Below are 15,380 nucleotides of genomic sequence, written 5' to 3'. Positions count from 1 at the left end.
TTTCCGTCAGTCCGTTTGAAACGGAAATGCCCTAGGTCTCGGTCGTCGTTACTTGATCGAGACTTTGCTCAGGCCGAACAGCGAACCGGTCGGCGTCGGGACAAAGCCTTCGACGTTCTTCTGCTCGGCCGTATAGCCATAGGCCGTGTAGAGCCAGATCCAGGGCGAAACTTCGGCGATGTGCTTTTCGAAATCGGCAAAGATCGCCTTGCGCTTGGCCGGATCGGTTTCGGCGCGGCCCTTCTGCATCAGGCCGTCGAGCGTATCGTCGATATAGTTGGCGACCTTCTGCAGGTTGCCGGTCTTCGTCCAGTAGCGATTGTACATCGAATAGGGGTCGGCGCTGCCGCCATTGAGCGCGACTGCCATGTCAAAGTTGCCCTTGAGCCAGGTGTCGACATAGACGTTGAGTTCCATCACCTTGATGTCGAGCTTGATGCCGATTTCGGCGAGCTGCGACTGGATGACCTGCGCTTCGGCGGTCGCGGTCGGCGGCTCGCCGGTCGCGGCGATCACGGTCGCCGAAAAGCCATTGGCAAAGCCGGCGTCGGCCATCAGCTTCTTCGCCTTGGCAACGTCGCGCTTATAGCAGAAGAGCTGGCTCGGGTCGGTCGCATAAAGCGGCATCGTCAACGGCCCGGTCACCTTGCCCTCGCCGAGCGCTGCCGTATCCATCACGTCCTTGCGGTCGATGGCACAGGAAATCGCCTGGCGCACGGCAAGCTGGTCCATCGGCTTGCGGGAAGGATTGAGCTGAAGGACATTGTATGACAGCACCGGCGTGCGGGTCAGCTGCAGCTTCGGCTCCTTCGGCACCAAGGTCGCGACGAGCGGATCATTCAGCAAGGCAAAATCGGTCTGGCCGGTGCGCAGCGATGCAAGGATCGCCGTTTCGTCGGGCAATACGCTGATATTGATGCCGTCGACGCCGATAGTCCCGCCGGCCCAGTCCTTGTTGGCGCTCAGCACTTCCTTGGAATTCGGAACCCAGCTGTCGAGCTTGAAGGGGCCGGAGCCGATCGCCTTCGTGCCAATGGTGCCGGCGGCAATTTCGCTTGCCGGAACGACGGCGGCGTTGAGGCTGGTCATGGCCGTCAGAAGCGGAACGTCGGGCTGCGACAGGTTGAAGACCACGGTCGTGGCGTCCGGCGTGTCTATGCTGGCGATGGACAGGAAGTTGGCGCGGGCGACCGCACCGGTCGCCTGGTCGAGAATACGCTGGAAGGAAGCCTTCACGTCAGCCGAAGTGACGGGCGCCCCGTTCTGGAACTTGCCCTTGGCTTTAAGTTTGAAGGTCAGCTGCTTGCCATCGGGCGAGAACTGCCAGCTCTCGGCGACGCCGGGCACGATCTGCAGATTGCCGTCGAGGCGAACGAGCGGCTCGTAAATCAATTCCAGCAAGCGGATGGAGGAGAAGGCAGTCTGCTTATGTGGATCGAGGCCGGTCGCGTCCTGCGACCATGCCATGCGCAGCGTTGCTGCCTGCGCTGGCATTGCGACCGCGGCCATGCCGAAGCCTGCCGCCAGCACCACCCCCGAAATCAACTTCCTTACAAAATGCGCTTGCATTCCTATCCCTCCGACTTTTTTCAAATGTCCCCGGCCGATTTTGGCCAATTGATTGCCGTTGCGGCTCGCCGCGACGTCCTTTTAAGCACTCTTCGCATTGATGGCCTTGCGCAGGAATCCATCAGCGTTTTGCAATGCCACGCGGGCTTCTTCAATGCCCATTCCGGTTATTTCCATGAGAATGGCGAGCTTGACGTCGTTGCCGGTCAGGTCGAGCACGCGGCGCGCTTCCTGCTGCGAGCAACCGGTCGCCTGCATGACGATGCGCGCGGCGCGCGCCACCAGCTTCTTGTTGCTGGCGCTGACGTCAACCATCAGATTCTGATAGCTTTTACCGATGCGGATCATGCTCGCCGTCGTCAGCATGTTGAGAATGAGCTTCTGGGCCGTACCGGATTTCAGGCGGGTCGAGCCGGTCAGGATTTCCGGGCCGACGACCGGTGAGATCGCCAGATCGGCGATACCGGCAATGATGGAATTGGGATTGCATGACAACGCAACGGTGAAGGCACCTATGCTCTTGGCATAGTTCAAGCCGCCAATGACATAAGGCGTGCGGCCGCTGACGGCGATGCCGACGACGACATCGACCTTGGTCAGGTTGATCTCTTCCAGCGCCTGGCGTCCCTGCTCCGGATCGTCTTCTGCACCTTCGATCGAACGCCGCAGCGCATCCGGGCCGCCCGCGATCAGACCAACCACCATGTTCGATGGCACGCTGAAGGTAGGCGGGCACTCGGAAGCATCGAGAACGCCGAGACGGCCGCTCGTGCCTGCCCCCATGTAAATCAGTCTGCCACCCTTCTGGAAGGCGGCGACGATCTGATTGACGGCAGCGGCGATGGCCGGAATGACCTTCTCGACGGCGATCGGCACCGTCTGATCCTCATAATTGATCTCGCGCAGCAGATCGAAAGTCGGCAGCAGATCGATATGCATCGTATTCGGATTGCGGCCTTCGGAAACCAACTGCTCCAGCTCGGATATCAACTTCTGCTCTGTCATGGGCCTGTTCTCGAAATGAGGCTTCGATATCGATAGGTCAGGGTGATGCGCCCGATCCCCCGGGAATCGGACACACCGCAGCAAAGATCGGCTTTCAGCAAGACCGACGACCGAAGTCGGCCGAGACGCAGGATGGCCTTTTCGGCTTCGTTCCCCGTCCATTCCCTGTTTACCTTCATTAACATTATGTCCATTTATTCCTTTCGTCAATCTATAAAGGAATAAAATATTCCATGCTAGCCGTTCAAAACCGCAGCCGCAAAATCCATCACTCAATGCTGACAAATCGCCCTTCTGGCCAGGATGATCGCACCGGACACAGCATCGCCGTCAATCGGCTTGAGGCTGCGGCGCACATCCGGCGCAAGCCACGGCTCAAGCGGGCTTGCAAGTCCACCAAGCAGGCAGACGCGCGGCGCGCCTTTTTCGAAAAGAGTACGGATCAAAGTATCGATATGTCCGGCGGCACTCTGGACGATGCGCCGCGCCACGGCATCGCCCTGATCGGCATGACGCAGAACCATCGGTGCAAATGTCGCGTAGTCCGTCGCCGATGCGCGATCCATCCAGGCGACGGCCTCCATCGGATCGTTCTGGAACCGCTGCATGATCTCGCTCAGCAATGCCGTCTTCTGCTCGCGGCCATCATGGGCGCGCAGCGCAAGCTGCACCGCCTTCAGCCCGAGATAGGCGCCGCTGCCCTCGTCGGAGATCGGAAAGCCGTAGCCGCCGACCCGCAATTGCCGCCCCTCTACGAGACCGAGCCCGATCGACCCGGTGCCGGCGATGACGATCGCGCCGTCACGACCGGAATGGGCACCGAGACAGGCGCCCTCACCATCGCTGACGAAATCGATACTGGCGAAGGGATGCTCTATGGCCTTGAGGGCAGCAAGCGCACCCTTGCGGCCAATGCCCGCCAAGCCGACGCCGGCGTGAATGCGGACGATATCGGATGCGCTCAGACCCGCCTCTTCGATAGCAGCATCGAAGGCCCTGGTGATGGAAGCCCATGCCTGATCTATGCCGAGCCGCGTCGTTGCCGGACCGGATAGTCCCTGCCCCAGCACCGTGCCGGCGGCATCCTCGATGCGGGCGCGGCAGCCGGTGCCACCACCATCGATACCGAGGAAATAAGGGGGGCCTTTTGCCGCAGCGATCATGACGTCAGCCGTTCGATATCGGCGCCGCAGAGGCGCAGCTTGCGGTCGAGCTGCTCGTAGCCGCGATCGAGATGATAGACGCGATTGACGATGGTCTCGCCCTGCGAAACCAGCGCCGCCAGCACGAGCGACACCGAGGCGCGGAGATCCGTCGCCATCACCTGCGCCCCTTTGAGCGGTGCCCCGCCCCGCACCAGAGCCGTCGTGCCCTGCAGGGTGATGTTGGCGCCCAGCCGTATCAGCTCCGGCACATGCATGAAGCGGTTTTCAAAGACCGTCTCTCGGACGAGAGACGCGCCCTCCGCACAGCAGGCAAGCGCCATGAATTGTGCCTGCAGGTCCGTCGGGAAGCCCGGATAGGGCTCGGTGGTAATATCCGCGCCCTTGAGCGGTCCATCTCTCGAAACGACAAGGCCGCGGTCGCTCGGCCAGACGCTGACACCCATGGCTTCCAGCGCCTGCACGACCGAGGCAAGATTTTCCAACCGGGCGTGAATAAGCTCGAGCTGGCCGCCGGTGATGGCGGCCGCCACCGCGTAGGTGCCGGCCTCGATGCGATCGGGAATGCCGTGGTGTTTGGCCGGCCGCCATTGGGTGTCGCCATCGATCAGGATGCGGTGCGTGCCCGCCCCTTCGATCCTGGCACCCATGGCGCTGAGGCAGGCGGCGAGATCCGCGACCTCCGGCTCGCGCGCCGCGTTCAAGATCTCCGTCTCGCCCTTCGCGGCGCAGGCCGCCATCATCACCGTTTCCGTTGCGCCGACCGATGGGGAGCTGAGCACGATGCGGGTGCCCTTCAGCCCATTTGGGGTCTGTGCGACGATCAAACCGTTTTCGATGGCGATATCAGCACCAAGGGCCGCGAGCGCCTTGATATGCATGTCCACCGGCCTGGCGCCGATGGCGCAGCCGCCCGGAAGAGAAACGCGCGCATGACCGAAGCGAGCAAGCAGCGGCGCCAGCACCAGAACCGTCGCCCGCATGCGCCGCACCGTATCGTAGGAGGTTTCCTTCGAGACGATGGCGCTCGGATCGATCGTTGTGGAATGCGCCGTGCGTGTGATCTGTGCGCCATGGAGAGCAATGACACCGAGCATGTTCTCGACATCGCTCACCAAAGGCAGGTTGGTGAGCTCCAGCGGATGCGGGCTCAAAAGCGCCGCCGCGATCTGCGGCAGGGCGGCGTTCTTTGCACCGGAAATCGTCACGGCACCCTGCAACCTTTTGCCGCCGGAGATGCGAAGTCTGTCCATGATCAGAAACCCGTTGAGGCGGGATGCGAAATGCCGGAGATTTCGCCATCCGTTTCCCGCGGAAGATTATTCGATCATTCCACCCTGTCAATCTGGATTGGAATTTTTTATTCCAATTCTCTGTGATAGTCTCGTTGCTCGAAGCGCGGTTGCCGAGCGTCGCCCGAATGCTATTTTCGGTGAGCACGCGACGATGCGTGAATCGGCCGCGATGGCTCGGGGGGACCCCAAAGGACCAAATGTCTATCTTGAAGAAAATCAGCGCGCAGCTCGAAACCATGGCGCCCGCAGATCGCCAGATCGGGCAATTCATCGTCGAAAATCCCGACCAGATGCTGCGCCTCTCATCGGCGGCTCTGGCTAGCGAAACCGGGCGCAGCCAGTCGAGTGTCGTCAAGTTCAGCCAGAAGCTCGGCTATGCCGGCTATCAGGAGCTGAAGCTCGCCGTCAGCGAGGCGAAGGCCCAGGAGTGGCCGGCGCCGGCCGGCATGATCCACGGCACGATCGAAGTCGGTGACGGCTATCTGACCATCCTGCAGAAGCTGCTGGGCAGCAAGCTGCAGGCCATGCAACAGACGATCTCGGTCAACAACGAAGGCGATATCGACAAGGCGCTCGAGGCGCTTCACGATGCCAGGCGCATCCATCTGGCCGGTGTTGGCGCCTCCTCGCTGGTCGCCCGGGATTTTTCCTACAAGCTGATGAAACTCGGCCGCAATGTCCTGCATGATAGCGACAGCCACGTGCAGATGGCGAACGCATCGACGCTTGGCCCCGACGACCTGCTCTTTGCCCTTTCCTATTCCGGCGCCAGCATCGAGACGCTGCGGATCGCCGAGCTGGCGAGCCAGCGCAAGGCGACCGTCATCGCCGTCACCGGCCTCCAGGACAACCCGCTTGCCCGCGTCGCCGATATCTGCCTCCACACCGTCGGCGATGAAGATCGCGTCCGCTCTTCGGCGATTACCGCGCGCGATGCGCAACTGATGCTGACCGACCTGCTGTTCATTCTATTGGTCCAGCGCCAGCCCGATGCCAACGACTATGTCCATAATAGCGAGACGGCCGTTTCGGTATTGAAGGCGAAGCGGCTTTCCTAAGCAGCGTTTGCCGCACCGGTTCGCGGTAAACAAGCTGTGACGGCTGCGCGTCTGTACGGCACGGGTTTACGGACGTAGCCTGCGAGCCTTTCGCAACACACCCGGAGACATGTCATGGACCTTGGCCTCAAGGATAAAGTCGTTCTGATCACGGGCGGCTCGAAAGGCATCGGCTATGCCTGCGCCGAGCTCTTCGTGCAGGAGGGTGCACGGGTCGCAATCTGCTCGCGCTCGCAGGCCAATATCGATGCGGCGCTTTCCAGGCTTCGCGGAGTACGCGGCTATGCCGCCGACCTGATATCCGATGAGCAAGCACTTGCAGTCGTGAACAAGGTCGAGGCGGAAATTGGTCCGATCGATATCCTCGTCAACAGTGCCGGTGCGGCGGCGCGCACGCCGGCCGACGAGCTGACCCCGGCCATCTGGCGGGCGGCGATGGATGCAAAGTATTTCTCCTACATCAACGTGATCGATCCCGTCATCAAGCGCATGGGCGCGCGCGGTTCGGGCGCGGTAATCAACATCATCGGCAATGGCGGCAAGATCGCCTCTCCAGTGCATCTCGCCGGCGGATCTGCCAATGCCGCCTTGATGCTCGCCAGCGTTGGGCTTGCCAACGCCTATGCCGGCCGGGGCGTACGCGTCCTCGGCCTCAATCCGGGAATGACCGAAACGGATCGCGTCTCCGAAGGCCTGAAGGCGGCGGCAAAGGCTTCCGGTTCGACCGAGAAAGAAGCACTTGCCGAAGCGTTGAAGCGCATCCCGATCGGCCGCATGGCCGATCCCACCGACATCGCCAACGTCGTCGCTTTCCTGAGCTCCGCCAAGGCAAGTTATGTGACAGGCGTCGTGATCAGCATGGACGGTGCACAGGTGCCCGTCATCGTTTGAGTTCATCCTCTGAGTTCAAATTCGGCGGCTTCAAGCCGTCGACTTCCAATCCAGCCCGATATCGAGCGTCGGCGCGCTATGTGTCAGCCAGCCGGCGGATATGAGATCAACGCCGGCTGCCGCGATCGCGACGGCAGTCTCCGGCGTGATGCGGCCAGACGCTTCGGTGATCGCCCGCCCGGCGACGATATCGACCGCCTCGCGCAGTTGAGCGGAAGTCATGTTGTCGAGCAACACGGCATCGACGCCCTCGCGCATCGCTTCGCGCAGCTGCTCCAGCGTGTCCACCTCGACTTCGATCTTGACCATATGGCCGACGCCCGCCTTGGCGCGGTGGATCGCTTCAGCAACGCCGCCGGCAATGGCGACATGATTATCCTTGATCAGAACCGCATCATAGAGCGCGAAGCGATGGTTTATGCCGCCGCCGGCGCGCACGGCATATTTTTCCAGTGCTCTCAGACCCGGCGTCGTCTTGCGCGTGCAGACGATCGATGCCTTCGTGCCCGCGATCGCCTCGACGATACCGCCGGTCACGGACGCGATGCCCGAGAGGTGGCCGAGGAAGTTCAGGGCGGTGCGCTCAGCCGTCAACAAACCGCGCGACGGCCCTTCGATCGTTGCGATCACGTCGCCTGCCTTGACCTTCGTACCATCTGGTAGATGACGGGTCATTGCGATACCGGGATCGACCAGCTGGAAGGCGAGTTCCGACGCATCGAGACCGGCGACCACGCCCGGCTGGCGGGTCACCATCGCCACGCGGGACCGATGCGTCGCCGGAACGACCGCCGCCGTCGTAACATCCCCGGCAAGGCCGAGATCCTCCACCAGCGCGTTGCGCACCAGCGGCTCGATGATGAGGCGCGGAAGGGGAACGAGGGTCATGTCAGGCGCTCCTTGCAAGGGAATTGGAGGTAATGGAGGATGCGATATCAAGCGCATCCGACAGGCGCATGCTGCGGCGCTGTGCATCCGGCAACTTCAGAGGAAAATCCGTGCGGGCATGTGCCCCGCGCGATTCCGTCCGTAAGCTGGCAAAAACCGAGAGCAGCAGCGCGACGAGAGCCGGATCGGAGGCGGGGCCATCGCCATCAACCAGCGGCAGCAATGCGGCGATCGCGCCATGAATGGCTCCGGCATTGCGCAATACTCCGAGATGGCTGGAGACGATCGACCGAACAAGTGAAGGATCGGGCGTCGCAACATTTATCCGCTCCTGCGGCAGCGCCGTCCGGCCCGCGTCGAGGCCGGCGATATCTAGTCCGGCACGCATGCCCATGACGGCAGCCTCGAGCAGGGAGTTGCTGGCAAGCCGGTTGGCCCCATGCAGGCCGGTCGACGCCGCCTCGCCAACCACCCACAGGCCAGATACGGAACTGCGGCCCTGTTCGTCCGTGGCCACGCCGCCCATGTGATAATGGACAGCCGGGCGCACCGGAATGAGATTGCGCGACGGATCGACGCCGGCCTCCCGGCAAAGCGCGTCGATAACCGGAAAACGCGCCGTGAAGCGATCGCCGAGCACCTGACGGGCATCGAGGAAAACGCGGCCGCCGCGAGCAATTTCAGCGCTGATGGCGCGCGCGACGACATCGCGAGGAGCAAGCTCAGCCCCCTCGACCGCAGCCATGAAACGTTCGCTCTTTTCGTTCAAAAGCATGGCGCCTTCGCCACGAACAGCCTCGCTGACAAGCGCCAACGGCCATCGTCGACTGTCGAGTGCGGTCGGATGAAACTGCACGAACTCCATGTCGGCCAGAAGTGCGCCTGCCCGGGCGGCAAGCGCGATGCCCTGCCCGAAATTGCCGGCTGGATTGGTCGTCGCATCGTAGAGACCGCCTATGCCGCCCGTCGCGAGCACGACGCGGGAAGACGGGAGAATGACCATCCCCTTCTCGGTTGCGCACAACAAGCCGGCGATGCGATCGCCGTCGAGCAACAGGCGTCTTGCTTCATAGCCCTCAAGGATCGTGATCGATGGCGTGCGGACAGCCGCTTCCACGAGCGCGCGGACGATGGTCGCTCCGGAGCCATCACCCTTGGCGTGCACTATGCGGCGCAGCGAGTGAGCCGCTTCAAGCCCCAGAGACAGTTCCCCCTCGCTATCGCGATCGAACTCAACGCCAGCCTGCTCCAGTGCGGCGATGGCAGCGGGCGCTTCCGCAAGGATTCTCGCCGCCACTTTCGCATCGCAGAGCCCGTCGCCGGCGGCAAGCGTATCGGCAAGATGCAAGGAGGCACTGTCGCCCTTACCCACACTGGCGGCGATGCCGCCCTGCGCCCAGGCACTCGACGTCTCGCCGCCAAGCGTCGCGCGCGTCACGATCACGGACGGTTCCGGCGCTAGGGTCAGAGCCGTCATCAACCCGGCAAGACCGCTGCCGACGATGACGACTCGACCGTTCAGTTCTTCGAGAACCTCGCTCATATCGCCAGCATCCTTTCCACCGCGCGACGGGCGTCGGCCGCGATCGCCGGATCGACCGTCACTTCGTGCCGCCCCTCTTCCAATGCCTTGCGGATGTTGCCGAGGGTGATGCGCTTCATGTGCGGGCAGAGATTACAGGGCCGGACGAATTCCACATCCGGATGATGGACGGCGACGTTGTCGCTCATCGAACATTCGGTCAGAAGCACGACACGGGACGGGCGCTTCCTGCCGACATAAACGGACATCACCGCCGTCGAGCCTGCGAAGTCTGCCGCCTCGACGACGTCGGGCGGGCATTCCGGATGGGCAAGGACGGTCACGCCGGGATAATTCTCGCGAAGCTGGCGGATATCATCGGCGGTGAAAAGCTCGTGAACTTCGCAGTGTCCATGCCACGCGATGAGTTCGACATTGGTTTCACGCGCCACGTTGCGCGCAAGATATTCGTCCGGGAGCATCAGCACCTTCGGCACGCCGAGCGATTCCACTACCTGACGGGCGTTGCCGGAGGTACAGCAAATATCGGATGCCGCCTTCACCGCTGCCGATGTGTTGACATAAGTGACGACCGGAACACCGGGATGGGCCTGGCGCAGCAAGGCGATATCTTCGGGCGTGATCGATTCTGCCAGCGAGCAGCCGGCCTCCAAATCCGGGATCAGGACCGTCTTTTCCGGATTCAGCAGCTTGGCGGTCTCTGCCATGAAATGCACGCCGGCAAGGACGATGATGTCGGCCTTCACTTCCGTAGCCTTGCGGGCAAGCGCGAGACTGTCGCCGACGATATCGGCAACGCCATGAAAGATTTCCGGCGTCTGGTAATTATGCGCCAGGATGACGGCGTTGTGTCGTCGCTTCAATTCGAGGATCGCTTCGACGTCATCCTGGAACGTCAGCCATTCGGCTTTCGGGATAACGCGGCTGACACGGTCATACAGGGAGGATGCGGATGTGGGTTTGTTCATGGCCGTCTCCTTATTATACTCACTTTGAGCATATTGTGCGCAAATAGATATTCTCAATGTGAGTACATGTCAATTGCGGGAGAGTGGCAATTTCGTTCCGGCGAATTCGCGTTCTTCGAGAACCGCGCGGCGGAAGCGGAAGAGTTTGGCGGGCCGGCCACCGGTCTCGCTCTCGGTGCCGCCGGTCTCCTCGACCAGCTCCTGCTGTTCGATCAGCCGGCGGAAATTCTGCTTATGCAAAGTGAGCCCCGCCAAGGCCTCCACGTTTTTTTGCAATTGCAGAAGCGTGAAATTCTCAGGCATGAGTTCGAAGACGACGGGGCGATATTTGATCTTGGCTCTTAGTCGCGCCATGCCGGTTGCAAGGATGCGGCGGTGATCGGCAAACATCGATCTGCCGAAATTGTGCTTGATATCGCAGCCCGCCTCGGCGACGAGACGCGCCTCGTAGAGCAGTTCATAGCGCTGCAGGACGAGATCTTCGTTCCATATGGCGCCATTCAACGCAAAGGTGAAATCGGCGCGCCGGCGACGCTGATCGCGGCGCATCGCATCCTCATCGATCCACGGCACGAGACGGGCGGCAACGTCGTCAAGGATCGGCGGCCGGCCGCTTCGATGATCCTCCCAGGGAAGATATTCGTACCATCCGTGCCAGCCCGGCATCCCGCCACCGGGCGCCGCCTGCTCGCGCACCAGCCCCAGATAGCTGATGGAAATCGTGCGCCCGCCGAGAATTTCGTTGTTGCGATCGCGATCCGCAAACGTATAGAGCTGCTCCAGATAGCCGACGGGGTGGGCGGTCTGCTCCTGAACCCATTCGCGCAATCCGCTTTGCAGTGTTCGATGCCCAAGTTCGAACGGTCCCGATGGCAAAGCATCGCCCGACCGCAACGTCATCACCTTGGGGTCGCTGCCCGTGACGGCTGTCAGAACCGCGATCAATTCGGCATGCGCAAGCCCGATGGTCAAGCGAACTCCCTCACCTTGTTCATCACAGCTTTCTCGCACGAAGCGGCGCGCAAGCCAATGCGGGCGCAGGCGCGCTCCACATCTCCCGGTAAGATGAAGTGTATCAAATCGATCGTCGGGAATAGCGATCTTTACTGCCACGATGCCAGCAGGTCCTTTCCTGCCTCGGTCAGCACGACAAACCCATGTTCCCGCTCCACGAGACCAAGATCCACCGCATCCTCCCAAACGGGCAGGCGAGGACAACTCGTTCGTCAGGCGTCCATCACTTCATGGTAAGGCCGCGGGCCGGCCTTCAAGAAAACCAGGAGATCGATGACAAGAGTATTGGGCGCTTGCAATATCACCTCCCTGAGTAGGGAAATAGAAGAATACACCCTGAGGCCACACCTGTCATAATGCGCTCCGACAGCTTGCCAGTGACTTCAAGACTGCGGATGATCAATGGGGATGAGCGGACCAAGCTTAGCGGACCACATAATCGGGGTATTGCTCGCAAATCAGATCGATGATCGACAAGGTCCCGGACAGATGTCTACGCAAAGCTGCAACGGCCGCCTCGGCATCGGCGGAGCGAACCGCATCGACGACGGCCTGATGGTCGACGATGATCTGCTCCAGCTTGCCCGGCATCGGCAGATTGAGCATGCGCAGCCGATCGATGTGCACGCCCTGGCGCCGCACCGTCGACCACAGACCCAAAATGTCCGCCCGCTCGTAAAGCACCCGATGAAAATCCTTGTCGAGCATGTCGAAGAGATCGTAGGTTTCTGGCGACACCACATGTTTCTGACGGGCCAGAACTGTTTCCAGAGCTGCTGCCGTCTCATCGGGCGATTCCAGCGTTAGCCGGCGGACAGCCTCAAGCTCGATCGACAACCGTAGAAAGTGCGCCTCGATCGCGTTGCGGACATCGATCCGCGAGACGACGGTCGCATATTGCGGATAGACCTCCACCAGCCCCTCTTCCTCCAACCGGATCAAGGCGTCACGCACGGGGGTCTGGCTGACATTGAATTCGCTTTGCAGCGAGATGCGCGACAAGACCGTCGTCGGCGGCAAACTCATCGAAAGAATGCGTGATCGCAGGATTTCCAGAATCTGAGGTCCAACTTGGCGGGAGCGATCGAGGGTAAATTCTTTCGGGTTGAGCTTCACTGGCGTCCTTTCTGATCGAGAGCACTCGCTCATTAAACACAAATGAGGTCTTGATGCACTGATACATTAGTGCTTTAGTTGACCTATGCCAACTTCATTTCTCAGGGTTGGATCAATCGGGAGGAGTAAATGAGAGGATTTCTTCGCTGTCTGACCGCGGTCGGCATCACGCTCGCCGGCGCGTTTTCCGCCAGCGCGGCTGAGAAGACCGAGATTTCGATCACGCGTCAGCCGGGCATTCTTTATCTCGCGAGCCACGTCATGGAGACGCAGAAGCTGATCGAGAAACATGCGGCAGCCGATGGTCTTCAGGACGTCAAGGTGGAATGGCGTACCTTTAGCGGCGGCGGCGCCCAGACCGATGCCCTGCTGTCCGGCAATGTCGACATCGTCAACACCGGCACCGGCAATCTCCTGCTACTTTGGGACCGCACCAGGGGCAAGGTGAAGGGCATCGTCACAAATTCGGCCCAGCCGGTCATCATGGTGTCGCGCGATCCGCGCATCCAGTCGTTAAAGGATATCCAGGCCGGCGATAAGATCGCCGTGCCGACCGTCGGCGTTTCGACGCAGGCGATCCTCTTGCAGATGGCCGCCGCGCAAATGTATGGCGACGACCAGGTGCACAAGTTCGATGCCAATACGGTGCAGCTTGGTCACCCCGACGCGATGGCCGCGCTTGCCAACCAGACCCATGAGGTCAAGAACCACTTCTCCGCCCCGCCCTTTCAGTATCTGGAACTGAAACAGCAAGGCGTTCACAAGGTCATCGATTCCCGTGACATTATCGGCGGCGAGCTGACCCAAGGCACCTTTTTCACCACGACCCAATTCGCAAGCGCCAACCCGACTATCATCAGGGCGGTGCGCGAGGCAACGGCCGAGGCTATCGATCTCATCAAGAAGGACCCGAAGTCGGCGGCGGAAGCCTACAAGACCGTCAGCGGCGACAAGACAAGCGTCGACGATCTTTTGGCGATCCTCAACGAGCCGCACATGATGGAGTTCCGCACGGACCCGCAGGGAACCATGAAGTTTGCGGCGCATCTCTACAAGATCGGCACGCTGAAAACGATGCCGAAGGCTTGGACCGACTATTACCTGCCGGAAGCAGCCGACCTCAATGGCAACTGATGCCTGCGGGCGGCGCGAATGCCGCCTTCAAGCCACCCCTCGGAGAAGGCTCATGCTTCAGGCAAAAACTCGCGCCGACATGCCGATGACGGAAACAATGACCGCAACACCGCTTCTGAATGTCGACAAGGTGACGCTTCGCTATAAGACGCCGAACCTGCTCATCACTGCTACGGAAAACGTGAGCTTCTCGGTTGCCCAATCGGACCGCTTCGTCCTCCTCGGCCCTTCCGGCTGCGGAAAATCGACCCTGCTGAAGGCCATCGGCGGCTATATGACACCGACCGCCGGCCGGATCGAGATCAAGGGGCAACAGGTCAGGAAGCCCGGCGCCGACCGCATGATGGTCTTTCAGGAATTTGACCAGCTGCTTCCCTGGAAGACCGTACTCGAAAACGTCATGTTTCCGCTGACGACGGCCCGCCGCTTGCCGCGCAAGGAGGCGGAGGCCATTGCCCGCGACTATATCGAGAAGGTGAAACTGACACGCGCTGTGGACACCTATCCGCATATGCTTTCCGGCGGCATGAAGCAGCGCGTTGCTATTGCCCGTGGCATGGCGATGCAGCCCGATATCCTCTTGATGGACGAGCCCTTCGCGGCCCTTGATGCCCTTACCCGCCGCCAGATGCAGGATGAGCTCCTACAGCTCTGGGAGGATACCCACTTTACCGTCATCTTCGTGACGCACTCGATCGCCGAGGCGATCAAGATCTCCAACCGCATCCTGTTGCTGTCGCCACATCCCGGCCGCGTCAAGGCCGAAGTGCGCAATGTGGAAGCCGTCCGTGACGACCCTGCGGCCGCCGCCAAGCTGGAGCAGGAGATCCATCACATGCTGTTTGCCGAGCAGGGACATAGGGAGTAGACCATGAGCACGCCGCAGATTATCTTTGCTCCCCAGACGGCGGAAACCGCTGGCCATATCGCAGCCGTCGAGCAGAAGCTCGGCACGATGGAGCTCCTCTGGCAGTCCGGCCTGTTTCGCAAGTCATTGCTGATTGTCGTCCTTGCCATCATCTGGGAGGCCTATGCCCGGCATCTCGACAATCCGCTGCTGTTCCCGACACTGAGCGACACGCTGACAGCTCTTTACGACCATTTCGCCGACGGTGTGCTGCCGGCTCGCATCTGGACTACGTTGAAGATATTGGTGACAGGCTATGTGTCGGGAACGGTGCTGGCCGCCGCGCTGACGGTCGTTGCCATCAATACGCGCATCGGTACCGATTTCCTCGAAACCATGACGGCGATGTTCAATCCGCTGCCGGCGATCTCGCTCTTGCCGCTCGCCCTCATCTGGTTCGGCCTCGGCCCGGCAAGCCTCATCTTCGTGCTTATCCATTCCGTGCTCTGGGCGGTCGCCCTCAATACGCACGCGGGCTTCCTCGGCGTCTCCCGCACCTTGCGCATGGTAGGCGCTAACTATGGACTGACCGGACTATCCTACGTTTTCCGCATTCTGATCCCAGCGGCCTTTCCATCGATCCTCACCGGCCTGAAAATCGGCTGGGCCTTCTCCTGGCGCACGCTGATCGCCGCCGAGCTTGTCTTCGGCGTCTCCTCCGGTCAGGGCGGCCTCGGCTGGTTCATATTCGAGAACCGCAATCTTCTTGACATCCCCTCGGTCTTTGCCGGCCTGCTGACTGTGATCGTCATCGGGCTTATTGTCGAAAACCTGGTTTTCCAGACGATCGAGCGCCGGACCCTGCAAAAATGGGGTATGAAAGAGTGAA

General features: G+C 61.1%; 14 protein-coding genes. 5 read left to right on the top strand and 9 right to left on the bottom strand.

What is annotated here, in order from left to right; genetic code table 11:
- Window positions 1-48: 48 nt before the first annotated feature.
- The 4 genes from RHSP_RS25085 to murA form a co-directional block, all read right to left on the bottom strand.
- Window positions 49-1,569 (bottom strand): ABC transporter substrate-binding protein, encoded by a 1,521-nt coding sequence (locus RHSP_RS25085; protein WP_004125064.1) that lies wholly within the window; start codon window positions 1,567-1,569, stop codon window positions 49-51.
- Window positions 1,570-1,650: 81 nt separating this feature from the next.
- The gene (gene murQ, locus RHSP_RS25080; RefSeq protein WP_037154354.1) at window positions 1,651-2,574 is read right to left on the bottom strand and encodes an N-acetylmuramic acid 6-phosphate etherase; all 924 of its coding nucleotides are present in this window, start codon (window positions 2,572-2,574) and stop codon (window positions 1,651-1,653) included.
- A 272-nt stretch (window positions 2,575-2,846) separates the two neighbouring features.
- On the bottom strand, window positions 2,847-3,737 hold the full coding sequence (locus tag RHSP_RS25070; protein ID WP_004125059.1) for a glucosamine kinase nucleotide-binding domain-containing protein: 891 nt from the start codon (window positions 3,735-3,737) through the stop codon (window positions 2,847-2,849).
- A complete protein-coding gene (murA, locus tag RHSP_RS25065) occupies window positions 3,734-4,990 on the bottom strand; it encodes a UDP-N-acetylglucosamine 1-carboxyvinyltransferase (RefSeq protein ID WP_037154348.1) in 1,257 nt (418 codons plus the stop codon). Before murA ends, RHSP_RS25070 begins: the two co-directional genes overlap by 4 nt.
- A gap of 239 nt (window positions 4,991-5,229) precedes the next feature.
- Between murA and RHSP_RS25060 the strand changes: the two genes are divergently transcribed.
- Window positions 5,230-6,090 carry a MurR/RpiR family transcriptional regulator gene (locus RHSP_RS25060; RefSeq protein WP_004125048.1) on the top strand — a complete coding sequence of 287 codons (861 nt, stop codon included), beginning with the start codon at window positions 5,230-5,232 and terminating at the stop codon, window positions 6,088-6,090.
- A gap of 114 nt (window positions 6,091-6,204) precedes the next feature.
- Entirely contained in the window at window positions 6,205-6,981 is a 777-nt protein-coding gene (locus RHSP_RS25055; RefSeq protein WP_004125046.1) for an SDR family oxidoreductase, read from the top strand.
- Between the two features lie 30 nt (window positions 6,982-7,011).
- On the opposite strand, the gene nadC is transcribed toward RHSP_RS25055, so the two are convergent.
- From nadC to RHSP_RS25030, 5 genes are all read right to left on the bottom strand, one after another.
- On the bottom strand, window positions 7,012-7,869 hold the full coding sequence (nadC, locus tag RHSP_RS25050) for a carboxylating nicotinate-nucleotide diphosphorylase (RefSeq protein WP_004125044.1): 858 nt from the start codon (window positions 7,867-7,869) through the stop codon (window positions 7,012-7,014).
- Between the two features lies 1 nt (window position 7,870).
- Complete coding sequence (locus tag RHSP_RS25045) at window positions 7,871-9,412, bottom strand: L-aspartate oxidase (RefSeq protein WP_004125042.1); 1,542 nt, start codon at window positions 9,410-9,412, stop codon at window positions 7,871-7,873.
- Entirely contained in the window at window positions 9,409-10,380 is a 972-nt protein-coding gene (gene nadA, locus RHSP_RS25040; protein ID WP_037154345.1) for a quinolinate synthase NadA, read from the bottom strand. The genes RHSP_RS25045 and nadA overlap by 4 nt, the downstream gene beginning before the upstream one ends.
- Before the next feature lie 69 nt (window positions 10,381-10,449).
- The gene (locus RHSP_RS25035; protein ID WP_037154342.1) at window positions 10,450-11,352 is read right to left on the bottom strand and encodes an NUDIX hydrolase; all 903 of its coding nucleotides are present in this window, start codon (window positions 11,350-11,352) and stop codon (window positions 10,450-10,452) included.
- A gap of 465 nt (window positions 11,353-11,817) precedes the next feature.
- Complete coding sequence (locus RHSP_RS25030; RefSeq protein ID WP_004125039.1) at window positions 11,818-12,510, bottom strand: GntR family transcriptional regulator; 693 nt, start codon at window positions 12,508-12,510, stop codon at window positions 11,818-11,820.
- A gap of 129 nt (window positions 12,511-12,639) precedes the next feature.
- On the opposite strand from RHSP_RS25030, the gene RHSP_RS25025 reads away from it, so the two are divergent.
- From RHSP_RS25025 to RHSP_RS25015, 3 genes are read left to right on the top strand one after another with little or no spacing between them, the layout of a single operon-like run.
- Window positions 12,640-13,644, top strand: coding sequence for an ABC transporter substrate-binding protein (locus RHSP_RS25025; protein ID WP_004125038.1), 1,005 nt, complete (start codon window positions 12,640-12,642; stop codon window positions 13,642-13,644).
- 52 nt (window positions 13,645-13,696) lie between these two features.
- The gene (locus RHSP_RS25020; protein ID WP_004125037.1) at window positions 13,697-14,512 is read left to right on the top strand and encodes an ABC transporter ATP-binding protein; all 816 of its coding nucleotides are present in this window, start codon (window positions 13,697-13,699) and stop codon (window positions 14,510-14,512) included.
- A gap of 3 nt (window positions 14,513-14,515) precedes the next feature.
- Entirely contained in the window at window positions 14,516-15,379 is an 864-nt protein-coding gene (locus RHSP_RS25015) for an ABC transporter permease (protein ID WP_004125036.1), read from the top strand.
- Window position 15,380: the final 1 nt, after the last annotated feature.

It is taken from the genome of Rhizobium freirei PRF 81 (assembly GCF_000359745.1).
GTDB classification, from domain to species: domain Bacteria; phylum Pseudomonadota; class Alphaproteobacteria; order Rhizobiales; family Rhizobiaceae; genus Rhizobium; species Rhizobium freirei.
This window is presented reverse-complemented; position numbering and strand designations above follow the sequence as displayed.

Coding starts and splice junctions, on each gene's coding strand:
- RHSP_RS25070 (WP_004125059.1), bottom strand. CDS start 3,737: ATGATCGCTGCGGCAAAAGGCCCCCCTTATTTCCTCGGTATCGATGGT.
- murQ (WP_037154354.1), bottom strand. CDS start 2,574: ATGACAGAGCAGAAGTTGATATCCGAGCTGGAGCAGTTGGTTTCCGAA.
- murA (WP_037154348.1), bottom strand. CDS start 4,990: ATGGACAGACTTCGCATCTCCGGCGGCAAAAGGTTGCAGGGTGCCGTG.
- RHSP_RS25025 (WP_004125038.1), top strand. CDS start 12,640: ATGAGAGGATTTCTTCGCTGTCTGACCGCGGTCGGCATCACGCTCGCC.
- RHSP_RS25045 (WP_004125042.1), bottom strand. CDS start 9,412: ATGAGCGAGGTTCTCGAAGAACTGAACGGTCGAGTCGTCATCGTCGGC.
- RHSP_RS25055 (WP_004125046.1), top strand. CDS start 6,205: ATGGACCTTGGCCTCAAGGATAAAGTCGTTCTGATCACGGGCGGCTCG.
- RHSP_RS25060 (WP_004125048.1), top strand. CDS start 5,230: ATGTCTATCTTGAAGAAAATCAGCGCGCAGCTCGAAACCATGGCGCCC.
- RHSP_RS25085 (WP_004125064.1), bottom strand. CDS start 1,569: ATGCAAGCGCATTTTGTAAGGAAGTTGATTTCGGGGGTGGTGCTGGCG.
- RHSP_RS25020 (WP_004125037.1), top strand. CDS start 13,697: ATGCTTCAGGCAAAAACTCGCGCCGACATGCCGATGACGGAAACAATG.
- RHSP_RS25015 (WP_004125036.1), top strand. CDS start 14,516: ATGAGCACGCCGCAGATTATCTTTGCTCCCCAGACGGCGGAAACCGCT.
- nadA (WP_037154345.1), bottom strand. CDS start 10,380: ATGAACAAACCCACATCCGCATCCTCCCTGTATGACCGTGTCAGCCGC.
- nadC (WP_004125044.1), bottom strand. CDS start 7,869: ATGACCCTCGTTCCCCTTCCGCGCCTCATCATCGAGCCGCTGGTGCGC.